The following is a 15,359-nucleotide window of genomic DNA, read 5'->3' as shown; positions in this document are numbered from 1 at the left end:
CTGGATGGATGCACACTATCAAGCGCAGCGTTTTTTGCCTTGCATGAAGAGAGTTTCATGTAGGCGTGTCATAGCGTCGCGATATACCCCGTCTTCCGATGGGACTGGTAGAATCGCCGCCGGTTCACACGAGGTTTTTCCATGCACGATCCCCACAGCGAACGCATGAGTGGCAGCGAGACCCGCGCGGCGAGCGGTCTGGCCCTGGTGTTCGCCTTCCGTATGCTTGGCATGTTCATGGTGTTGCCAGTACTGGCGACCTACGGCATGGATCTGGCAGGCGCGACCCCGGCCCTGATCGGGCTGGCAATTGGTGCTTATGGCCTGACCCAGGCGATTTTTCAGATTCCGTTCGGGATCATTTCCGACCGCATTGGCCGCCGGCCGGTCATTTACCTGGGGCTGATCGTCTTCGCCCTCGGCAGTGTGCTGGCGTCCCAGGCCGATTCGATCTGGGGCGTGATCGCCGGGCGGATCCTGCAGGGCGCCGGCGCGATCTCCGCCGCGGTCATGGCCTTGCTCTCCGACCTGACCCGTGAACAGCACCGCACCAAAGCGATGGCGATGATCGGCATGACCATCGGTTTGTCCTTCGCTGTGGCGATGGTGGTCGGGCCGCTGCTGACCCGGGTTTTCGGTTTGTCCGGACTGTTCCTCGCTACAGGCGGCATGGCACTGATCGGGATCCTGATCATCATGTTCATGGTGCCGCGCTCAACCGGGCCGTTGCAGCATCGTGAGTCCGGCGTGGCGCGTCAGGCGCTGCTGCCGACGCTCAAGCATCCCGATCTGCTGCGCCTCGATCTTGGCATCTTTGTATTGCACGCGATGCTCATGTCGAGCTTCGTCGCGCTGCCCTTGGCCCTGGTGGAAAAAGCCGGGTTGCCCAAGGAGCAGCATTGGTGGGTTTACCTGACCGCGCTGCTGATTTCTTTCTTCGCCATGATCCCGTTCATCATCTATGGCGAGAAGAAACGCAAAATGAAACGAATCTTGCTCGGCGCCGTCATGACGCTGATGCTGACTGAGCTATTCTTCTGGAAGTTCGGTGACAGCCTGCGGGCTCTGGTGATCGGCACGGTGGTGTTCTTCACCGCGTTCAATCTGCTGGAGGCTTCTCTGCCGTCGCTGATCAGCAAGGTTTCACCGGCAGGTGGCAAGGGCACGGCCATGGGCGTGTATTCCACCAGTCAGTTCCTCGGTTCGGCACTCGGCGGGATACTCGGCGGCTGGCTGTTTCAGCATGGCGGTCTGTCGGTTGTGTTCCTCGGATGTGCGGGGCTGGCTGCCATCTGGCTGGCCTTTGCTGTTACCATGCGCGAACCTCCCTACGTGACGAGCCTGCGCTTGCCGTTGTCGCCCGAGGCGATCCGCGAAGCGGGTCTGGTCGAGCGCCTCAAGGCCCTCGTGGGGGTAACCGATGCAGTGATAGTTGCGGATGAAGCGGCTGTTTACATCAAACTGGACAAAGAATTAGTGGATCGCGACACCCTCGAACGCCTGGTGAACAACCCGGCCGGGGCTGCTTGCGAAGCCTAGGAGAACGTTATGGCCCGTGGGGTTAACAAAGTCATATTGGTCGGCACTTGCGGCCAGGATCCCGAAGTTCGCTACCTGCCTAACGGTAACGCCGTGACCAACCTGAGTCTGGCAACCAGCGAACAGTGGACCGACAAGCAAACCGGTCAGAAGGTCGAGAAGACCGAGTGGCACCGTGTTTCGATGTTCGGCAAGGTGGCCGAGATCGCCGGTGAGTACCTGCGCAAAGGTTCGCAGGTCTACATCGAAGGCAAGCTGCAGACCCGCGAGTGGGAAAAAGACGGTATCAAGCGTTACACCACCGAAATCGTGGTCGACATGCAAGGCACCATGCAACTGCTCGGCGGCCGTCCACAACAGGGCGACCAACAAGGCGGCGGCAACAACTATCAGCAGTCCGCTCCAACGCCACGTCAGCAGGCTCCACGCCCGCAGCAGTCGGCGCCACAGCAGCGTTCGGCCCCGGCTCCACAGCAGGCCGCACCGCAACCGGCTCCGGATTTCGACAGCTTCGATGACGATATTCCGTTCTAATTCTTGGCTGCATACGATCTAAATAAAAAGGCCCGTCGTTCAACGCGACAGGCCTTTTTTGTGGGCGGTGGTTTGTCAGTCAAGAATCAAATGCGGCAGAAACCGGCTTGAATCCTTGGTGATCAGACTGTTGTCCTCACGCACGCCAATACCCGCCGCCTGATCGCCAATCACCCAGGAGCCGATCAGCGTGTAGCTGTTACCGAACTTCGGCAGTGGTGCGAACTCCTGAAGGATAAATGGCGCATCGGTGTAGGGCCCATCTTCTTTGACGATCAGACCTTGCGCGGTTTGCAGTTCGATGTTTGCACCTTCCCGGGAGAAGTACGGTTTGCGCACCCAGCCTTTGGGCACGGCACTGGCCGGGTTCGGATCGAGGTGCGCTGCGAGCAGATTCGGATGGCCTTTGTGCAACTCCCACAACAGCGGCAGTGCGCCTTTGTTCGACAGGATCGCTTTCCACGCAGGCTCGAAAAACTGCGTATCGCACTCGGCAATCGCCGCGCCGAACGGTTCATGGAAGATGAATTCCCAGGCGTGCAGCTTGAACAGGTGCGGGATCCAGCGATCTTGCAGGTCGACAAAGCGGCCCTCGGCCGTCAGGCCAATGTCTTCGATGTCGATGTGCCGGGATTCGATGCCGACCTTTTCCGCGATCAGTCGCAGGTAATCGGTGGTGCCTTTATCCTCGACCGAGTCTTTCATTGAGGCAAAGTAGAAAGGTCGCTTGAGCTGCAACTCGGCAAAGGCTTGATGCAGCTTGGTGTCGATGCTGTTGAACTGGTCGGCATGGCTGGGCAGCGTGCCGCGCTCAATGCATTGCTCCAGCCAACCCCACTGGAACGCCGCCGCCTCGTAAAGGCTGGTTGGCGTGTCGTAGTTGAGTTCCAGCAGTTTCGCCGGGCCGTTGCCGCTGTAGGAAAAGTCCATGCGCCCGTACAGATGCGGATGTCCTTCCAGCCAGGACGTTCGGATCATGTCGTAGTACGCAGGCGGGATGCTCAGGCGATTCAGCAGTTCTTCGCTGTGTACCACGCGGTCGACCAGGTCCATGCACATCTCGTGCAGTTCGGTGGTCGGGTCCTCGAGATCGTTTTCGATTTGCGCGAGCGTGAACTGGTAGTACGCGCTTTCGTCCCAGTAGGGCTCGTCGTCGATGGTGTGGAACATAAAGCCGAGGCTCTCGGCCGTTTGTTTCCAGTCGGGGCGCTCGGCGCAGTGGACCTTTTTCATCGTCAGCTGCTCGAGCGGCCGGAACTGCTGCCCCAACCACCCCAACCGCTGCGGGCACTGGACTGGCTGCCAAAACCGCCACGGGAGGTGGAGGAGGCGACGTTCACCGGTTTGCTTTTGCTGCTCTCGTAGGTCGGTTGGCTACGGGGCGCCGACTCGATTCTTTTTGACTGCGTCGAGGTGTTGTAGGGCTGGCGCGTATCGCGGTCGCGATAGACCGTGCGATTCGAGTTGTTGCTCATCGCGTTGCCGATCAGCCATCCGCTCAGCCAGCCGCCGCCACTCGAGGTGTGGGAAGTGTTTTGCACATTCTGGGCAGCCGTCGTGTCACCGGCCGGCATCTGCGCATCGGCGATGGCGTCGAGATTTTGTGGGGTTTCACCGTTCTGCGGCACTTTGAAACCGCCGAGTTTCGGCACGAAGCGGCCGTCGGAGTTTTTCTGGCACCAGTCGGCAGCAAAGTCCGCGTCGCACTTGGCCTTGTCGTCGTACGCCGGAGCGATACGCCGGTGTTCGGTGAGCGCCGCGACGTAGGCGTTGGAGCAGACGTCGGCTGCCACTTCGGCATCGACGCACTGCTCAACGCTCTGGAAATTGCGCGCCTGATCCACCGCTGCCGCTTCGCCGGAAATGGCCATGGCCACCGACGCGGCGAGGGACAACTGAACGTACTTGCTTCGTTTCATCTAAGGCTTCCTGCCGATCAGTTGGACGGTGTCATGCACGCAGCGTTGAGCATGCCGACGCTGATCGCTACCGCTGCGACGTAGATGCCGGAAGCGATTTCACCGTTGGCGATGCGCTGGGAAGTGCCTTTGAGCACCAGGCCAGTGGCGAGAAACGCCAGTAGTTGCACTGCTGCGGCAATCACGGCCCAGAGCACGAAGTCGAGGACGTTGACCGAATAGGCGATCACGTTGCTGGCAGGAATGGCGAAACCGATGATTGCACCGGACAGCGCAATGGCGGCGGCCGTGTTGCCGGAGCGGATCAGCTCGAATTCCTTGTGCGGGGTGATGCGCGTGTAGACGAATTGAAACAGCATGAACAGCAACACGGCGCCGATCAGGTAAACGATGAAACCGGTCAGAGCGGTCTTGTTCAGCGAGACAGCCAGCACTTCCAGCATGAAAAGCGTCCTTATTTAAATGGTGCTCAGGTCAGTCGTGTATAGCGAAATGCCGAGCGAGGTGCTCAGGCTGACGGTGCCTTCTTCGTCTTGTTCGACGGAGAACAACAACAGCTCGCGACGATCGGTCAGGCCGGTCTCGCGGGCGTAAAGCATGGCGTGGTGTTCGATGGTGTAGCTCTCGTCCGGGTTGACCACCTGCTCGGTCAGCGGCACCAGTTCGGTCTGGCCTTGTTCGGTGCCCCACTCGCGGGTGAATTCGACACCTTCGTGGGTGTAGGTCGGCAAACCGATCAGGCTGTTGGGGCCGGCCAGTCGCTGCAGTTCGGCGTCACTGTTGACTGTCACGTAACTGAGGTAGTTGAACAGGATGACCGATTCGATCTGATCATCGCCGGTGACGTGGATCTGTACCCAGAAATCCTCGTCGTTCATGTAATAGCGGTGCAGTTTATTGGACTGGCCGAGGTCGACCCAGCCTGCGCTCCAGATCGCCTGATCGAAGGGGACTCGTACCGAAGTCGAACCGTCGAGCAGCAGGGCCAGCGTCGAATCGAATCTGACGCCCTTGCCTTGGGCCATCCCGAGTGGGCCACTGGCGACGGTGGGTGTTGGCGCAGCGGTCTGCCAGTTGCTGGTGCCCAGCAAATCTTTAAACCATCCCATGGGTACGTTCCTTGAAGCGGGTGGAGGTGTTCGTCGTAAAAAGCGCCGCTAGTGTACCGGGCCGAGCGACGAACGAGCAGCGTCATTTGCTCAGCACAAACCCTGTGGGAGCGGGGTTGTTCGCCCCCACAGGGTTTTTTATCGCGGTGTTACTGAGCGGATTTCTGCTTAAGGCGTTCAAGAATCGCATTGGCGCTGCCTTCATTCGGCGTGATGCCGGCGTCGCGCAGTTTACGATCCAGGTCGTTGCCGGTTGAAGCGTCTGCCAGTTCATCGGCCGCACTCAGTTCGGCAGCGCGTTGCTGCTGCTTGGCTTGCAGGCGGTTCAGGGTGCCGACCGCGGTTTCCAGTTTGCCGTTGGCGCCGCCGCTGGCGATCGATGCACTGACCTGGGCTTTCTGCACGCTGTCACGGGCCTTGGCCATGTCCACTTGTTGGCGCAGGCTCTTGATCCGGGCTTCGGCCTTGTTGATGTCCTTGCGCATGTTGTCGGCATAGTTGCCAAACTCGTCGCTTTGGGCTTTTTCGGCGGTCAGGTCGTTGGTCAGGGTCGAAATCGCTTCGGCCACTTCCATCGCCAGGTCTTCGCGACCGGCGTTCAGAGCCGAAACAGCCTTGGCTTCCAGATCCTTGATCTTGGCGTCGTACTCGCTCACGCGGTCGGCGGCCAGCTTGTGCTTGGCCATGATGGTGATCAATTCGCGACGGGCGTTCGACAGCGCGGTATCCGCATCGCGGATTTCCTGGTCGAGGATGCGCAGGGCCTGTTGGTCGACGATCGCTTCGCCGACTTCATTGGCGCCGCCGCGCAGTGCGGTGAACAACTTGCTCCAGATGGACTGAGTCATTGGATATTCCCTGTTGATTACTTGAAGAAGTGTTCGAAGGCTTCGCTGGCGCGCTGCACGTTATCGACCAGGGTTTTCACCTCGGTCACCACGTTGGTCAGGCTCGAGTCGGCGCTGAGGGCGCCAAACATGTTGTAGACGGTCTGCCCGTTCGGCATCGACTCGATACCGATCGACGACAGCGGGAACATTTCCCGGCTGCGCAGTACGGCGTCGTTGAAGGCGCGCACGTCGGTGATCGAATCGATGTCCACCAGCACGGTGTCGACGATGATCTGTGCGCCGGCCAGGGCGATGTGAATCGGCAGACCGCCGAATTCGTTCATTTCCAGCTTGATGCTGGGTTCGGAGCTCTGGATCAGAGACAGCGTGATCTCTTGCGAAGCGACCTCGTCCAGGGCCTTGAGGGCGTTGAAGAGGCTGTCGATATTCCAGTTGTTGCCTGCGCTCATGTAATTCTCCGACATGAAAGAGCCAGCCAGAATCGGTTGGCGTAGCTGTTGCTCCATTTGTTTGAGCAAGCTTCGGTTTTCCGGAAGCACCCAAGTTTCGTGTTTCACATAACCGGCAGCCGCCAGGCCCGCACGCATCTGCTTCATATAAAAGCTGGATGGTTTTTTCGCGGACGGTTTTGAGCGCACTCCCTTTGGGTCTGATGCGGTAGCGGGGGAGCGGCTTTTCATGGCATTGATTCCGTTATGAACATCTCACGCGTGGGCCACACTACACCAATTCAAAGTGCCATCAATGGCTCACGCGTGAGATTTTTCCGGCGCTCGCAAAAACGCCCGCAACGGGGCGGGCGCAGTTTATTTTGCAAAGTGTTTCCGGGAGCGTCAGCGCAGGAGGAACTCGTCGGTGGACACCACGCTGGCGTAAGCGAAGCCCAGGGCTGACATGAAGGCCGCGTGGACGTGGTCTGCCGGTACGGTCATGCCGTTGAATTCCAGATCGCGGCTGGCGCAGGCGTCGTGAATCACCGTGACGTCATAGCCCAGATCCGCCGCCGCACGGGTGATGCCGTCGATGCACACGTGGCTCATGCTGCCGACCACCACCAGTTCCTTGATGCCTTGTTCGTCGAGAATCGATTGCAACTCGGTTTCGCGGAACGCGTTGACGAAGTGTTTGAGTACCACGGGTTCGTCGGCACGATTGAGCACTTTGGGGTGCAGTTTGGCGCCGTCCGAGCCGGGGGTGAAAAACGCGGCGTCCGATGAGGTGAACTCATGTCGAATGAACACCACCGAATCGCCGGCTTCGCGGAAGGCTGCGATCAGTCGCGCGGCGTTGTCGGCAGCGGCGTCGGCACCGGTGAGCGGCCATTTGCCTTGGGGGAAGTAGTCATTCTGGATATCGACTACGATGAGCGCTTGCTTGGCCATGGGTGTGTCCTCGATGGATTGTCTGGAAGTGCCTTCAGTATTGGCGCTGCCGAGCGACTCGAGGATTGGCCGCACCGACAATAGACAGGGGAAAACTGACAATGGGCGCACAAAGGGCTGCCGTGGCCGGGTTGGGCGTGCTGATTTATCCCGGCGCGCAAATGGCGGCCGTGCACGGTTTGACTGATCTGTTCGCGGTGGCGAACGGGATTGCCGCCGAGCATGAGGCTGCGCAACTGCCGTTACTGCGGGTCAGTCATTGGCAGGTTGAAGGCGATCAGGCGCCGAAGCGGGTTTTCGACAGTTGTACGGGGGGCGAAAGCGAATTGCTGGCGGTACTGATTCCACCCTCGATCGGTGGTTTCTGCGAAGCTCAGGCATCAACCGGGTTGCTGCACTGGCTGCGTGAACAACACGCCCGTGGCGCAACGCTTGGCGGCGTCTGCGCAGGCTCTTTTCTGCTGGCGGAGAGCGGTCTGCTCGACGGCCGCAGCGCCACCAGTCACTGGACCTCGGCCAAGGTCTTCGCCGAACGCTATCCGAACATCAGACTCAACGCCGATGCACCGATTGTCGATGACGGCGACCTGATCACCACGGCCGGGCTGATGGCTTGGTCGGAGTTGGGGCTGCGTCTGGTCGACAGGCTGTTGGGCCCGAGCATCGCTACCGCTACTGCGCGGTTTCTGGTGATCGAACACAGCGACAGCGCCAGTGAGTGCGGCAGTCATTTTGCGCCGATCCTCAGTCATGGCGATGCGCCGATTCTCAAGGTTCAGCATTGGCTGCAAAGCACTGGCGCGACGGATGTTTCGCTGACGGCAATGGCCGAACGCGCGGGGTTGGAGGAGCGCACATTCCTGCGCCGCTTCCGCGCCGCGACCGGGTTGAAACCGACCGAATACTGTCAGCATTTACGCGTCGGCAAGGCACGCGAGATGCTTGAATTCACCAACGGTACGATTGATCACATTGCGTGGAAGGTGGGGTATCAAGACCCAGGAGCGTTTCGGGCGACCTTCAAGAAAGTTACCGGGCTGGCGCCCAGTGATTATCGCGCGCGGTTTGGTGTCACTGCGCCAGTGAAAACACCGAGTACCTGATTGGGGGCTGCTCGTGACGAAGCCGGCAGCCTCAAAACAACATCAGGAAGGCGTCTTTTCGATCTGCAGCGCTTTGGCCTTGGCCTCCACCACCAGATACATCACGAGCGTAATCAACAACGGCAACAGAAAATAAATCGCCCGATAGGCCAGTAACCCCGCCACCAGACTGCCCCGCGACGCTTCGTGTTGCAGCAGTGCAACGAACACTGCTTCCAGTACGCCCAACCCCGCCGGAATGTGAGTAATGACCCCGGCAATCGCACTGATCAACAGCACGCCGAGCACCAGCGGATAGTCGAGCTTGCTCGGCAGCAAGGTGAAGATCACCGCCGCCATCAACGACCAGTTCAGCGCGCCCAGCAGCAGTTGCAGCAAGGCCATGCGCAGCGACGGCAGGTTGATTTCCACGCCGCGAATCGACCACTCGCGGCGCTTGGAGAACTGGCACGCGGCCAGATACCCGGCACTGATCAATAGCAACACCACACCGATACCCTGCAGCGCTGTGGTGCTGACTTTCCAGCCCGGCGGCATGCTCACCAGTCCACTGCTGAACACCACGCCTGCGATGGTCATGTAGCCGAACCAGTTGGTCGCCAGGCTCAGCCCGAGGATTTTGGCAATGTTGCTGTTGCTCACGCCCAGACGCGAGTACAGCCGGTAACGCATGGCTATGCCGCCAACCCAGGCACTCAGATTCAGGTTGAACGCATAGCTGATGATCCCCACCGGCAGGATCTGTTTCCAGGTCAGGTCCTGGCGAATGTAGGTGCGGCCGATCAGGTCGAAACTGGCGTACGTCAGAAAGCTCAGCAGCGTCAGGCCGGCGGCAATGATCAGCGTGCGCAGCTTGAAATCGGCGAGAGTTTCCAACACGTCGGCCCACTCGATACGGCGGGCGAAAAGCGTCAGCAATACCATCAGCGCGAGGAAAAACAGCACGGTCAACGGACGTTTCCACTTGCTCCAGCGTGAGTGCGCGGCGGGCGCTGAATGGCCGCTCGATTGCGCTTGGGTATGACTCATGAGCGGTCACCTCGAAACGGCTTGAGCCTGGGTTTGTGTGCCGGTAGCCAACCGGCCATTGCCGGAAAATGCCGCAGAAAGTGGAACACCAGAAAGCCCACGGTCATGTGCCAGATTCGTCCGCGTGGAACCATGGCCGGATCTACCGTCTGGCAATGGTTGAGGCTCAGGTTTTCGAGGCGCTCGAACAGGTCACGGTTAAAGGCGCGATCGCGGATCACGACGTTGGCTTCCAGGTTCAGCGACAGACTGAGCGGGTCAAGATTGCTTGAGCCGACCGTGCTCCAGTCCTCATCCACCAGCGCGACTTTGCCGTGCAGCGGGCGCTGACAATACTCGTGGATTTTCACCCCGGCCTTGAGCAGATAGTCATAGGTCATGCGCGCCGCGATTTTGGCCACCAGCACATCCGGTTCACCTTGCAGAATCAGCCGAACATCGACGCCGCGCCGCGCTGCATTGCGAATTTCCTTCAGCAAGCGGTAGCCGGGAAAGAAGTAAGCGTTGGCGATCACCACTCGCCGCTGAGCACTGCGCACGGCCTGTAAATACACGTCTTCGATGTCGGTGTGGTGCTGGTTGTTGTCGCGAAACACCAGGCGCACCTGACCATCGTGATCGGTGAAGGCCATTTCTGTCCGGCGCTGCCGGCGGCGTTGCCACCAGAATCTGGCACGTCCGGGTCGCCCGCTTTGCAACAGTGCGAAATGGTGAATGTCCGCCACGGCCGGGCCCTGAATCTGCACCGAATAATCCTGCTTGGCCTCGGGGCCGAAGTCGGCCAGGTGATCGCCGGAAAAGTTGATCCCGCCAATAAATGCAACCGTGCCGTCGACCACCACAATCTTGCGATGCAGGCGCCGAAACCAGTTGGTGCGAATGCCCAGATGTTTGGGGGCCGGATCGAACATCTGCAGATAGACGCCGGCCTCACTCAGTGCGGTGAGATAGCCGGTGGTCAACTCGCCACAACCGAAGCCGTCGAGGCTGACGGTCGTGCGCACGCCACGGCGGGCGGCGTCGATCAGGATTTGCTGCAACTCCTTGCCGACCTTGTCCTCGAAAACGATGAAGGTCTCCAGCAGGATCTCACTCTTGGCTGCACGCATCGCGTCGAACACGCGCGGGAAATACGCCTCGCCGTTTTCCAGCAGTTCGATGCGGTTGTTGCTCTGCCAGCGGTATTCGACATCGACGTGCCCGGGTTCGCGTATCGGCGGGGTGATGTTCACCGATTCCGCGGCGGACTTCTCCAGTGGTGCGCTGTTCATAGTTCGATCTCCACCGATAACGGTGCATGGTCGGAAAGGTGGGACCAGGGCCGGTTCGCCAGCACTTTTGGCTGACGGGTCTTGAGGTTGCGCACGTAGATGCGGTCCAGTCGCAGGGTCGGCAGACGCGCGGGAAAGCTGCGCGCCGGTTTGCCGTGATGTTCGGCGAACACTTCCCGCAAGCCGCAAGGCTTGAGCAATGCGTCGGCACGCTGGCGCCAGTCATTGAAGTCACCGGCGACGATTACTGGAGCATCGTCTGGCAGTTCGGCAAGGCGCTGCATCAGCAAGCCAAGCTGAGCGTTGCGGTGGCTTTCGCGCAGGCCCAGATGCACGCAGATCGCATGTACCTCGGTGCCATCGCCGGGCAGGCGCAGCACGCAATGCAACAAGCCACGGCTTTCGTGGCCGCTGATCGAGACGTCGAGGTTGTCATGGCGGATGATCTGGAATTTCGACAACACAGCGTTGCCGTGATCGCCCTCCGGATACACCGCATTGCGCCCATAAGCGAACTGCGGCCAGAGGCTGTCGGCGAGGAATTCGTACTGCGGCATCGTCGGCCAGTTGTTATAGCGCTTGGGATGGAGTTCGTGGGTGCCGTGGACTTCCTGCAGGAACACCACGTCGGCGGCCACACTGCGCACCGCTTCGCGCAACTCCGGCAGGATGAATCGCCGATTGAGTGCGGTGAAACCCTTGTGCGTGTTAACCGTCAGCACAGTGAAGCTGCGTACCGATGGCACGACGACCGATCCTTCATCGGTGAAACCGACCGGTTCCGGAATGCTCATGGCAGCCCCCGCGAGGCGAATGCCAGCCCATGAGGGGCGAAATCCCCGCGCCACGGGGCGTAGCGCCAGTCGAAAATGCCGATATGAATCGATGCCATGCCGCCCTCCCGTCGAAAGTCCCCGTACAGCCTCAGTGTGTTGATGACTGCGGGCGGTTCGGGAAAGTTTCGATGGCTTTACGGACGGTGCATTTTCGAGAAGCCCCGTACACCCCGCTCCCACAAAAGGAGTGTGCGCCGCAGCATCGGTGGCGGCCAGCGATGGGGCAGTTGCTCGTACACAAATTCCGGCCATCGACACTTTACGGGTGACGGTTGCGCACTAAACCCGCAAAATGCAACGATTCCGGCAATTATCGACGACGGGGCCACAAGCAACGTCGCCAAAGCCATCGTTCCAATCAGACTGGGCCTGCTGACTCTATGCGAATGCGCCTTATGTTACTGGGCGGCGGAAATGCCCTTGGGCAGGCGCTGATTCGCCTCGGTGCGGAAGAAGACATCGGTTTCCTCGCCCCCCGCCCGCCCGAAGACGGCTGGGATGCCGCGAGCCTGACGCAACTGCTCGACGACACCCGTCCCGATGCGTTGATCAACCTCGCCTACTATTTCGACTGGTTCCAGGCCGAGACCGTCAGCGAAAGCCGCATGGCCGGGCAGGAGCGCGCTATCGAGCGTCTGGCCGAACTGTGCCGGCACCACAATATCGTCCTCGTGCAGCCGTCCAGTTATCGCGTGTTCGACGGCTCACGTGCCACGGCCTACAGCGAAAAAGACGAACCAGTGCCGCTGGGTTTGCGTGGTCAGGCCTTGTGGCGCATCGAGCAAAGTGTGCGTGCAGCGTGTCCGCAGCATGTGTTGTTGCGTTTTGGCTGGCTGCTCGATGACAGCCCTGATGGCACCCTCGGGCGTTTTCTTGCCCGTGCCGAGCAACCGGAAGAGTTGCTCCTGGCCGATGATCGTCGCGGCAATCCGACGCCAGTCGATGACGCCGCACGGGTGATCATTTCGGTGCTCAAGCAACTCGATTGCGCCGCGCCGCTGTGGGGCACTTATCACTACGCCGGCCACGAGGCGACCACACCGCTGGCGCTGGGCCAGGCGATTCTGACCGAGGCCCGCAGCCTGCACGCGCTGGCCATCGAAGCACCGACCGCTCAGGCTCACGCCGCGCGGCCGGACGCCGCCGAGGAACCGCAACACGCGGTCCTGGCCTGCAAGAAAATTCTGCACACATTCGGGATCAAGCCGCGCGCCTGGCGTGCCGCGCTCCCGGGCTTACTGGATAGGTTTTACCGACATGGCTGAAGGGACTGTTTTAATCACCGGCGGCGCGGGTTTCATTGGCTCGCACCTGACCGACGCATTGCTTGCTCAAGGCCATTCGGTGCGGATTCTCGATGATCTGTCGACCGGCAAACGCAGCAATCTGCCGCTGGACAACCCCAGGGTCGAGTTGATTGTCGGTGATGTGGCTGACGCAGTGCTGGTCACCCAAGCGATGCAGGGTTGCAGCGCCGTAGCGCACCTGGCGGCCGTGGCCTCGGTGCAAGCGTCGGTGGATGACCCGGTGAAGACTCACCAGAGCAATTTCATCGGCACGCTGAACGTTTGCGAAGCGATGCGCCTGGCCGGGGTCAAACGTGTGTTGTACGCCTCCAGCGCGGCGGTGTACGGCAACAATGGCGAGGGCGAATCAATTGATGAAGACACGCCAAAAGCGCCGCTGACGCCCTACGCGTCGGACAAACTGGCTGGCGAGCATTATTTTGATTTCTACCGCCGTCAGCACGCTTTGGAACCGGTGGTTTTCCGCTTCTTCAACATCTTCGGCCCACGCCAGGATCCGTCCTCACCGTATTCCGGGGTCATCAGCATCTTCAGCGAACGTGCGCAGAAAGGCTTGCCGATCACCGTGTTCGGCGATGGCGAGCAGACGCGGGACTTTCTGTATGTCGAGGATCTGGTTGACCTGTTGGTGCAGGCGATCCAGAGGCCTGAAGTGGAAGTCGGTGCGGTGAATGTCGGCTGGAATCAGGCGATGAGCCTCAAGCAGATGCTTGCGGAACTGGAAACCGTCGTCGGTGAATTGCCAGCGGTCAGCTTCGGCCCGGCCCGCTCCGGTGATATCCGCCATTCGCGGGCGAATAACACCCGGTTGCTTGAGCGTTTCAAGTTGCCCCGGCAGACGCCGATGAGCGTTGGTCTGGCGCGGTTGCTCGGCAAGTAAGTTTGTTTCAGACATGAAAAAGGCGCCCTGTGACAGGCGCCTTTTTCACGGCCGGAATTTGTCGCTATCCCTGTGGCGAGGGGATTTTCCCCCGGTCAACCGCAAAGCAGTTGCCGTCAGTTTCAAGCCTGCTCACCACCAAGCCTCATTCACCACCACGTGAACGTTCGGTCAATCGACTTAGAACTTATAGCCCAAACCCACCATGTAGATGAACGGATCAACATCCACATTCACCCGTGCGCGAGTACCGGGCGCCACGGCGTTGTTCTCGACGGTGGCGCGGGTATCGATGTCGATGTAGCGCACTTGGGCGTTGAGCATGATTTTGTCGGTCAGCATGTAGTCCGCGCCGACCTGCCAGGCCAGGCCCCAGGAGTTTTTCGCCTTGAAGTTGCTGAAGCCGTTGGCGCTGGCTTCGCTGCCGACGTGCTCGTCGTAGATCCAGGTGTAGTTGATGCCGCCGCCCACGTACGGTTGGAACGGCGATTTCGAATCCAGCGGGTAGTAGACGACGCTGAGGGTCGGTGGCAGGTGTTTCAGTGTGCCGAGCTTGCCGTTGGCTGCTGCCAGGCCGGTGCCTTTGAGCTTCACGTCATGTTCGAACGGCGTGGCCGCGAGCAACTCAATGCCGACGTGGTTGGTGAGCATGTAAGCGAAGTTCAGGCCCAGTTGAGTGTCGCTGCTCATGGTCGCCTTGCCGCCCAGATTGGTGCCGCTCAACGGCCCCTGATCGACCTTGACGCTGGAGCTGTCGGCCTTCGGGTTGACGGTGATCGCACCGGCACGAATCAGGATGTCACCGGCATCGTGGGCGTGGGCGAGCGGGGCTGCGAGCGCGAGGGCAAACAGCGAAGCGCTGAGCAAGGACTTGTTCATGGGGGCTCCGAAAGGACGTTAAAAATGTTTGATGTCCTATGGTACGAAGCCAACTGATACGGTCTTTTGACTCAGCTCAATGAAACAGTGAAGGGGCTGATTTGTGTGGAACCTTGCATCAACACAAATCCCCTGTGGGAGCGGGCTTGCTCGCGAAGGCGTCCGCTCAAACAACACGAAACTAGCGGGACTCACTCCGGCAGCTCATACACATAAATCTTGTCCGCCTCCATCTGGTACCCCGCATCCGCCAGCTCGCTGCTCGAGGCTTTGACCTGCAACGGCCCCTCGACCCAATACGGCTGATACAGCTCATCGAGCTTCACGCCCAACTCACTTTTCACATGCACGATCTGGTTCGACGGCGGTGGCGGAACATGGATGCAGGCACCGAAGTAGGGGACCAGCAAAAAGTCCGTGGTGCGTCCTTCTTCATTCACTTCCAGCGGCACGATATACCCCGGCAGACGAATGTTCTGCCCGTCAAGTGACTGCACCACCGGGGCGTCGGGCAAATCCTGCTTGGCCGCTGGCGCCGACTCGGCGGACAACGCATCGCTCATCTTCGACAGGTCATGCAGCGGCGTCATGTTGGGCACTTCCGGCGCGGCGTCCGGCGGGATCATCTCCGACCAGGTCAGGTCTTTGGGCACCGCCGCCCACACGGGCAGGGCGACCAGTAACAGCAGCGCGAGCATGGCGCGGGGCATGGTGAACATC

17 protein-coding genes and 1 pseudogene are annotated in these 15,359 nt (G+C 60.1%); 5 read left to right on the top strand and 13 right to left on the bottom strand.

Annotated elements, in window-relative coordinates:
- The first annotated feature begins 141 nt into the window (after positions 1-141).
- On the top strand, positions 142-1,539 hold the full coding sequence (locus AACY18_RS09570; RefSeq protein ID WP_339431281.1) for an MFS transporter: 1,398 nt from the start codon (positions 142-144) through the stop codon (positions 1,537-1,539).
- 9 nt (positions 1,540-1,548) lie between these two features.
- The gene (locus AACY18_RS09565; protein WP_007917224.1) at positions 1,549-2,073 is read left to right on the top strand and encodes a single-stranded DNA-binding protein; all 525 of its coding nucleotides are present in this window, start codon (positions 1,549-1,551) and stop codon (positions 2,071-2,073) included.
- A 75-nt stretch (positions 2,074-2,148) separates the two neighbouring features.
- Here AACY18_RS09565 and AACY18_RS09560 read toward each other — a convergent pair whose 3' ends face one another.
- The 7 genes from AACY18_RS09560 to AACY18_RS09530 form a co-directional block, all read right to left on the bottom strand.
- Positions 2,149-3,306 carry a glutathionylspermidine synthase family protein gene (locus AACY18_RS09560; protein ID WP_339431282.1) on the bottom strand — a complete coding sequence of 386 codons (1,158 nt, stop codon included), beginning with the start codon at positions 3,304-3,306 and terminating at the stop codon, positions 2,149-2,151.
- 2 nt (positions 3,307-3,308) lie between these two features.
- The gene (locus AACY18_RS09555; protein WP_339431283.1) at positions 3,309-3,992 is read right to left on the bottom strand and encodes a DUF1190 domain-containing protein; all 684 of its coding nucleotides are present in this window, start codon (positions 3,990-3,992) and stop codon (positions 3,309-3,311) included.
- A 17-nt stretch (positions 3,993-4,009) separates the two neighbouring features.
- Complete coding sequence (locus AACY18_RS09550) at positions 4,010-4,435, bottom strand: DUF350 domain-containing protein (RefSeq protein ID WP_339464766.1); 426 nt, start codon at positions 4,433-4,435, stop codon at positions 4,010-4,012.
- Positions 4,436-4,450: 15 nt separating this feature from the next.
- The gene (locus tag AACY18_RS09545; RefSeq protein WP_339431285.1) at positions 4,451-5,101 is read right to left on the bottom strand and encodes a DUF2491 family protein; all 651 of its coding nucleotides are present in this window, start codon (positions 5,099-5,101) and stop codon (positions 4,451-4,453) included.
- Positions 5,102-5,250: 149 nt separating this feature from the next.
- On the bottom strand, positions 5,251-5,949 hold the full coding sequence (locus AACY18_RS09540) for a PspA/IM30 family protein (protein WP_339431286.1): 699 nt from the start codon (positions 5,947-5,949) through the stop codon (positions 5,251-5,253).
- Between the two features lie 17 nt (positions 5,950-5,966).
- On the bottom strand, positions 5,967-6,632 hold the full coding sequence (locus tag AACY18_RS09535; protein ID WP_339431287.1) for a YjfI family protein: 666 nt from the start codon (positions 6,630-6,632) through the stop codon (positions 5,967-5,969).
- 153 nt (positions 6,633-6,785) lie between these two features.
- Entirely contained in the window at positions 6,786-7,334 is a 549-nt protein-coding gene (locus AACY18_RS09530) for a cysteine hydrolase family protein (RefSeq protein ID WP_339431288.1), read from the bottom strand.
- A gap of 101 nt (positions 7,335-7,435) precedes the next feature.
- Between AACY18_RS09530 and AACY18_RS09525 the strand changes: the two genes are divergently transcribed.
- Positions 7,436-8,437 carry a GlxA family transcriptional regulator gene (locus tag AACY18_RS09525; RefSeq protein WP_339464764.1) on the top strand — a complete coding sequence of 334 codons (1,002 nt, stop codon included), beginning with the start codon at positions 7,436-7,438 and terminating at the stop codon, positions 8,435-8,437.
- Positions 8,438-8,479: 42 nt separating this feature from the next.
- Here the strand turns inward: AACY18_RS09525 and AACY18_RS09520 are convergent, their stop codons facing one another.
- The 4 genes and pseudogenes from AACY18_RS09520 to AACY18_RS28015 all read right to left on the bottom strand — a co-directional run.
- Entirely contained in the window at positions 8,480-9,466 is a 987-nt protein-coding gene (locus tag AACY18_RS09520) for a lysylphosphatidylglycerol synthase domain-containing protein (RefSeq protein ID WP_339464762.1), read from the bottom strand.
- Positions 9,463-10,737 carry a cardiolipin synthase ClsB gene (gene clsB, locus AACY18_RS09515; protein WP_339431291.1) on the bottom strand — a complete coding sequence of 425 codons (1,275 nt, stop codon included), beginning with the start codon at positions 10,735-10,737 and terminating at the stop codon, positions 9,463-9,465. The genes AACY18_RS09520 and clsB overlap by 4 nt, the downstream gene beginning before the upstream one ends.
- A complete protein-coding gene (locus AACY18_RS09510; RefSeq protein ID WP_339431292.1) occupies positions 10,734-11,531 on the bottom strand; it encodes an endonuclease/exonuclease/phosphatase family protein in 798 nt (265 codons plus the stop codon). The genes clsB and AACY18_RS09510 overlap by 4 nt, the downstream gene beginning before the upstream one ends.
- A gap of 2 nt (positions 11,532-11,533) precedes the next feature.
- Positions 11,534-11,629: pseudogene (locus tag AACY18_RS28015) on the bottom strand (DUF72 domain-containing protein); the annotation flags it as partial.
- Between the two features lie 324 nt (positions 11,630-11,953).
- Between AACY18_RS28015 and AACY18_RS09505 the strand changes: the two are divergent.
- On the top strand, positions 11,954-12,838 hold the full coding sequence (locus tag AACY18_RS09505; protein ID WP_339431293.1) for a sugar nucleotide-binding protein: 885 nt from the start codon (positions 11,954-11,956) through the stop codon (positions 12,836-12,838).
- Positions 12,831-13,760 carry an NAD-dependent epimerase/dehydratase family protein gene (locus tag AACY18_RS09500; protein ID WP_339431294.1) on the top strand — a complete coding sequence of 310 codons (930 nt, stop codon included), beginning with the start codon at positions 12,831-12,833 and terminating at the stop codon, positions 13,758-13,760. Before AACY18_RS09505 ends, AACY18_RS09500 begins: the two co-directional genes overlap by 8 nt.
- 180 nt (positions 13,761-13,940) lie before the next feature.
- Here the strand turns inward: AACY18_RS09500 and AACY18_RS09495 are convergent, their stop codons facing one another.
- Both AACY18_RS09495 and AACY18_RS09490 read right to left on the bottom strand, forming a co-directional pair.
- Positions 13,941-14,639: an OmpW/AlkL family protein gene (locus AACY18_RS09495; protein WP_221730257.1), complete on the bottom strand. Its 699-nt coding sequence runs from the start codon at positions 14,637-14,639 to the stop codon at positions 13,941-13,943.
- 191 nt (positions 14,640-14,830) lie between these two features.
- Complete coding sequence (locus AACY18_RS09490; RefSeq protein ID WP_339464761.1) at positions 14,831-15,349, bottom strand: DUF3299 domain-containing protein; 519 nt, start codon at positions 15,347-15,349, stop codon at positions 14,831-14,833.
- Between the last annotated feature and the right edge of the window lie 10 nt (positions 15,350-15,359).

The sequence above is a fragment of the Pseudomonas sp. EA_65y_Pfl2_P74 genome, assembly GCF_963970575.1.
Lineage (GTDB): Bacteria > Pseudomonadota > Gammaproteobacteria > Pseudomonadales > Pseudomonadaceae > Aquipseudomonas > Aquipseudomonas baetica_A.
This window is presented reverse-complemented; position numbering and strand designations above follow the sequence as displayed.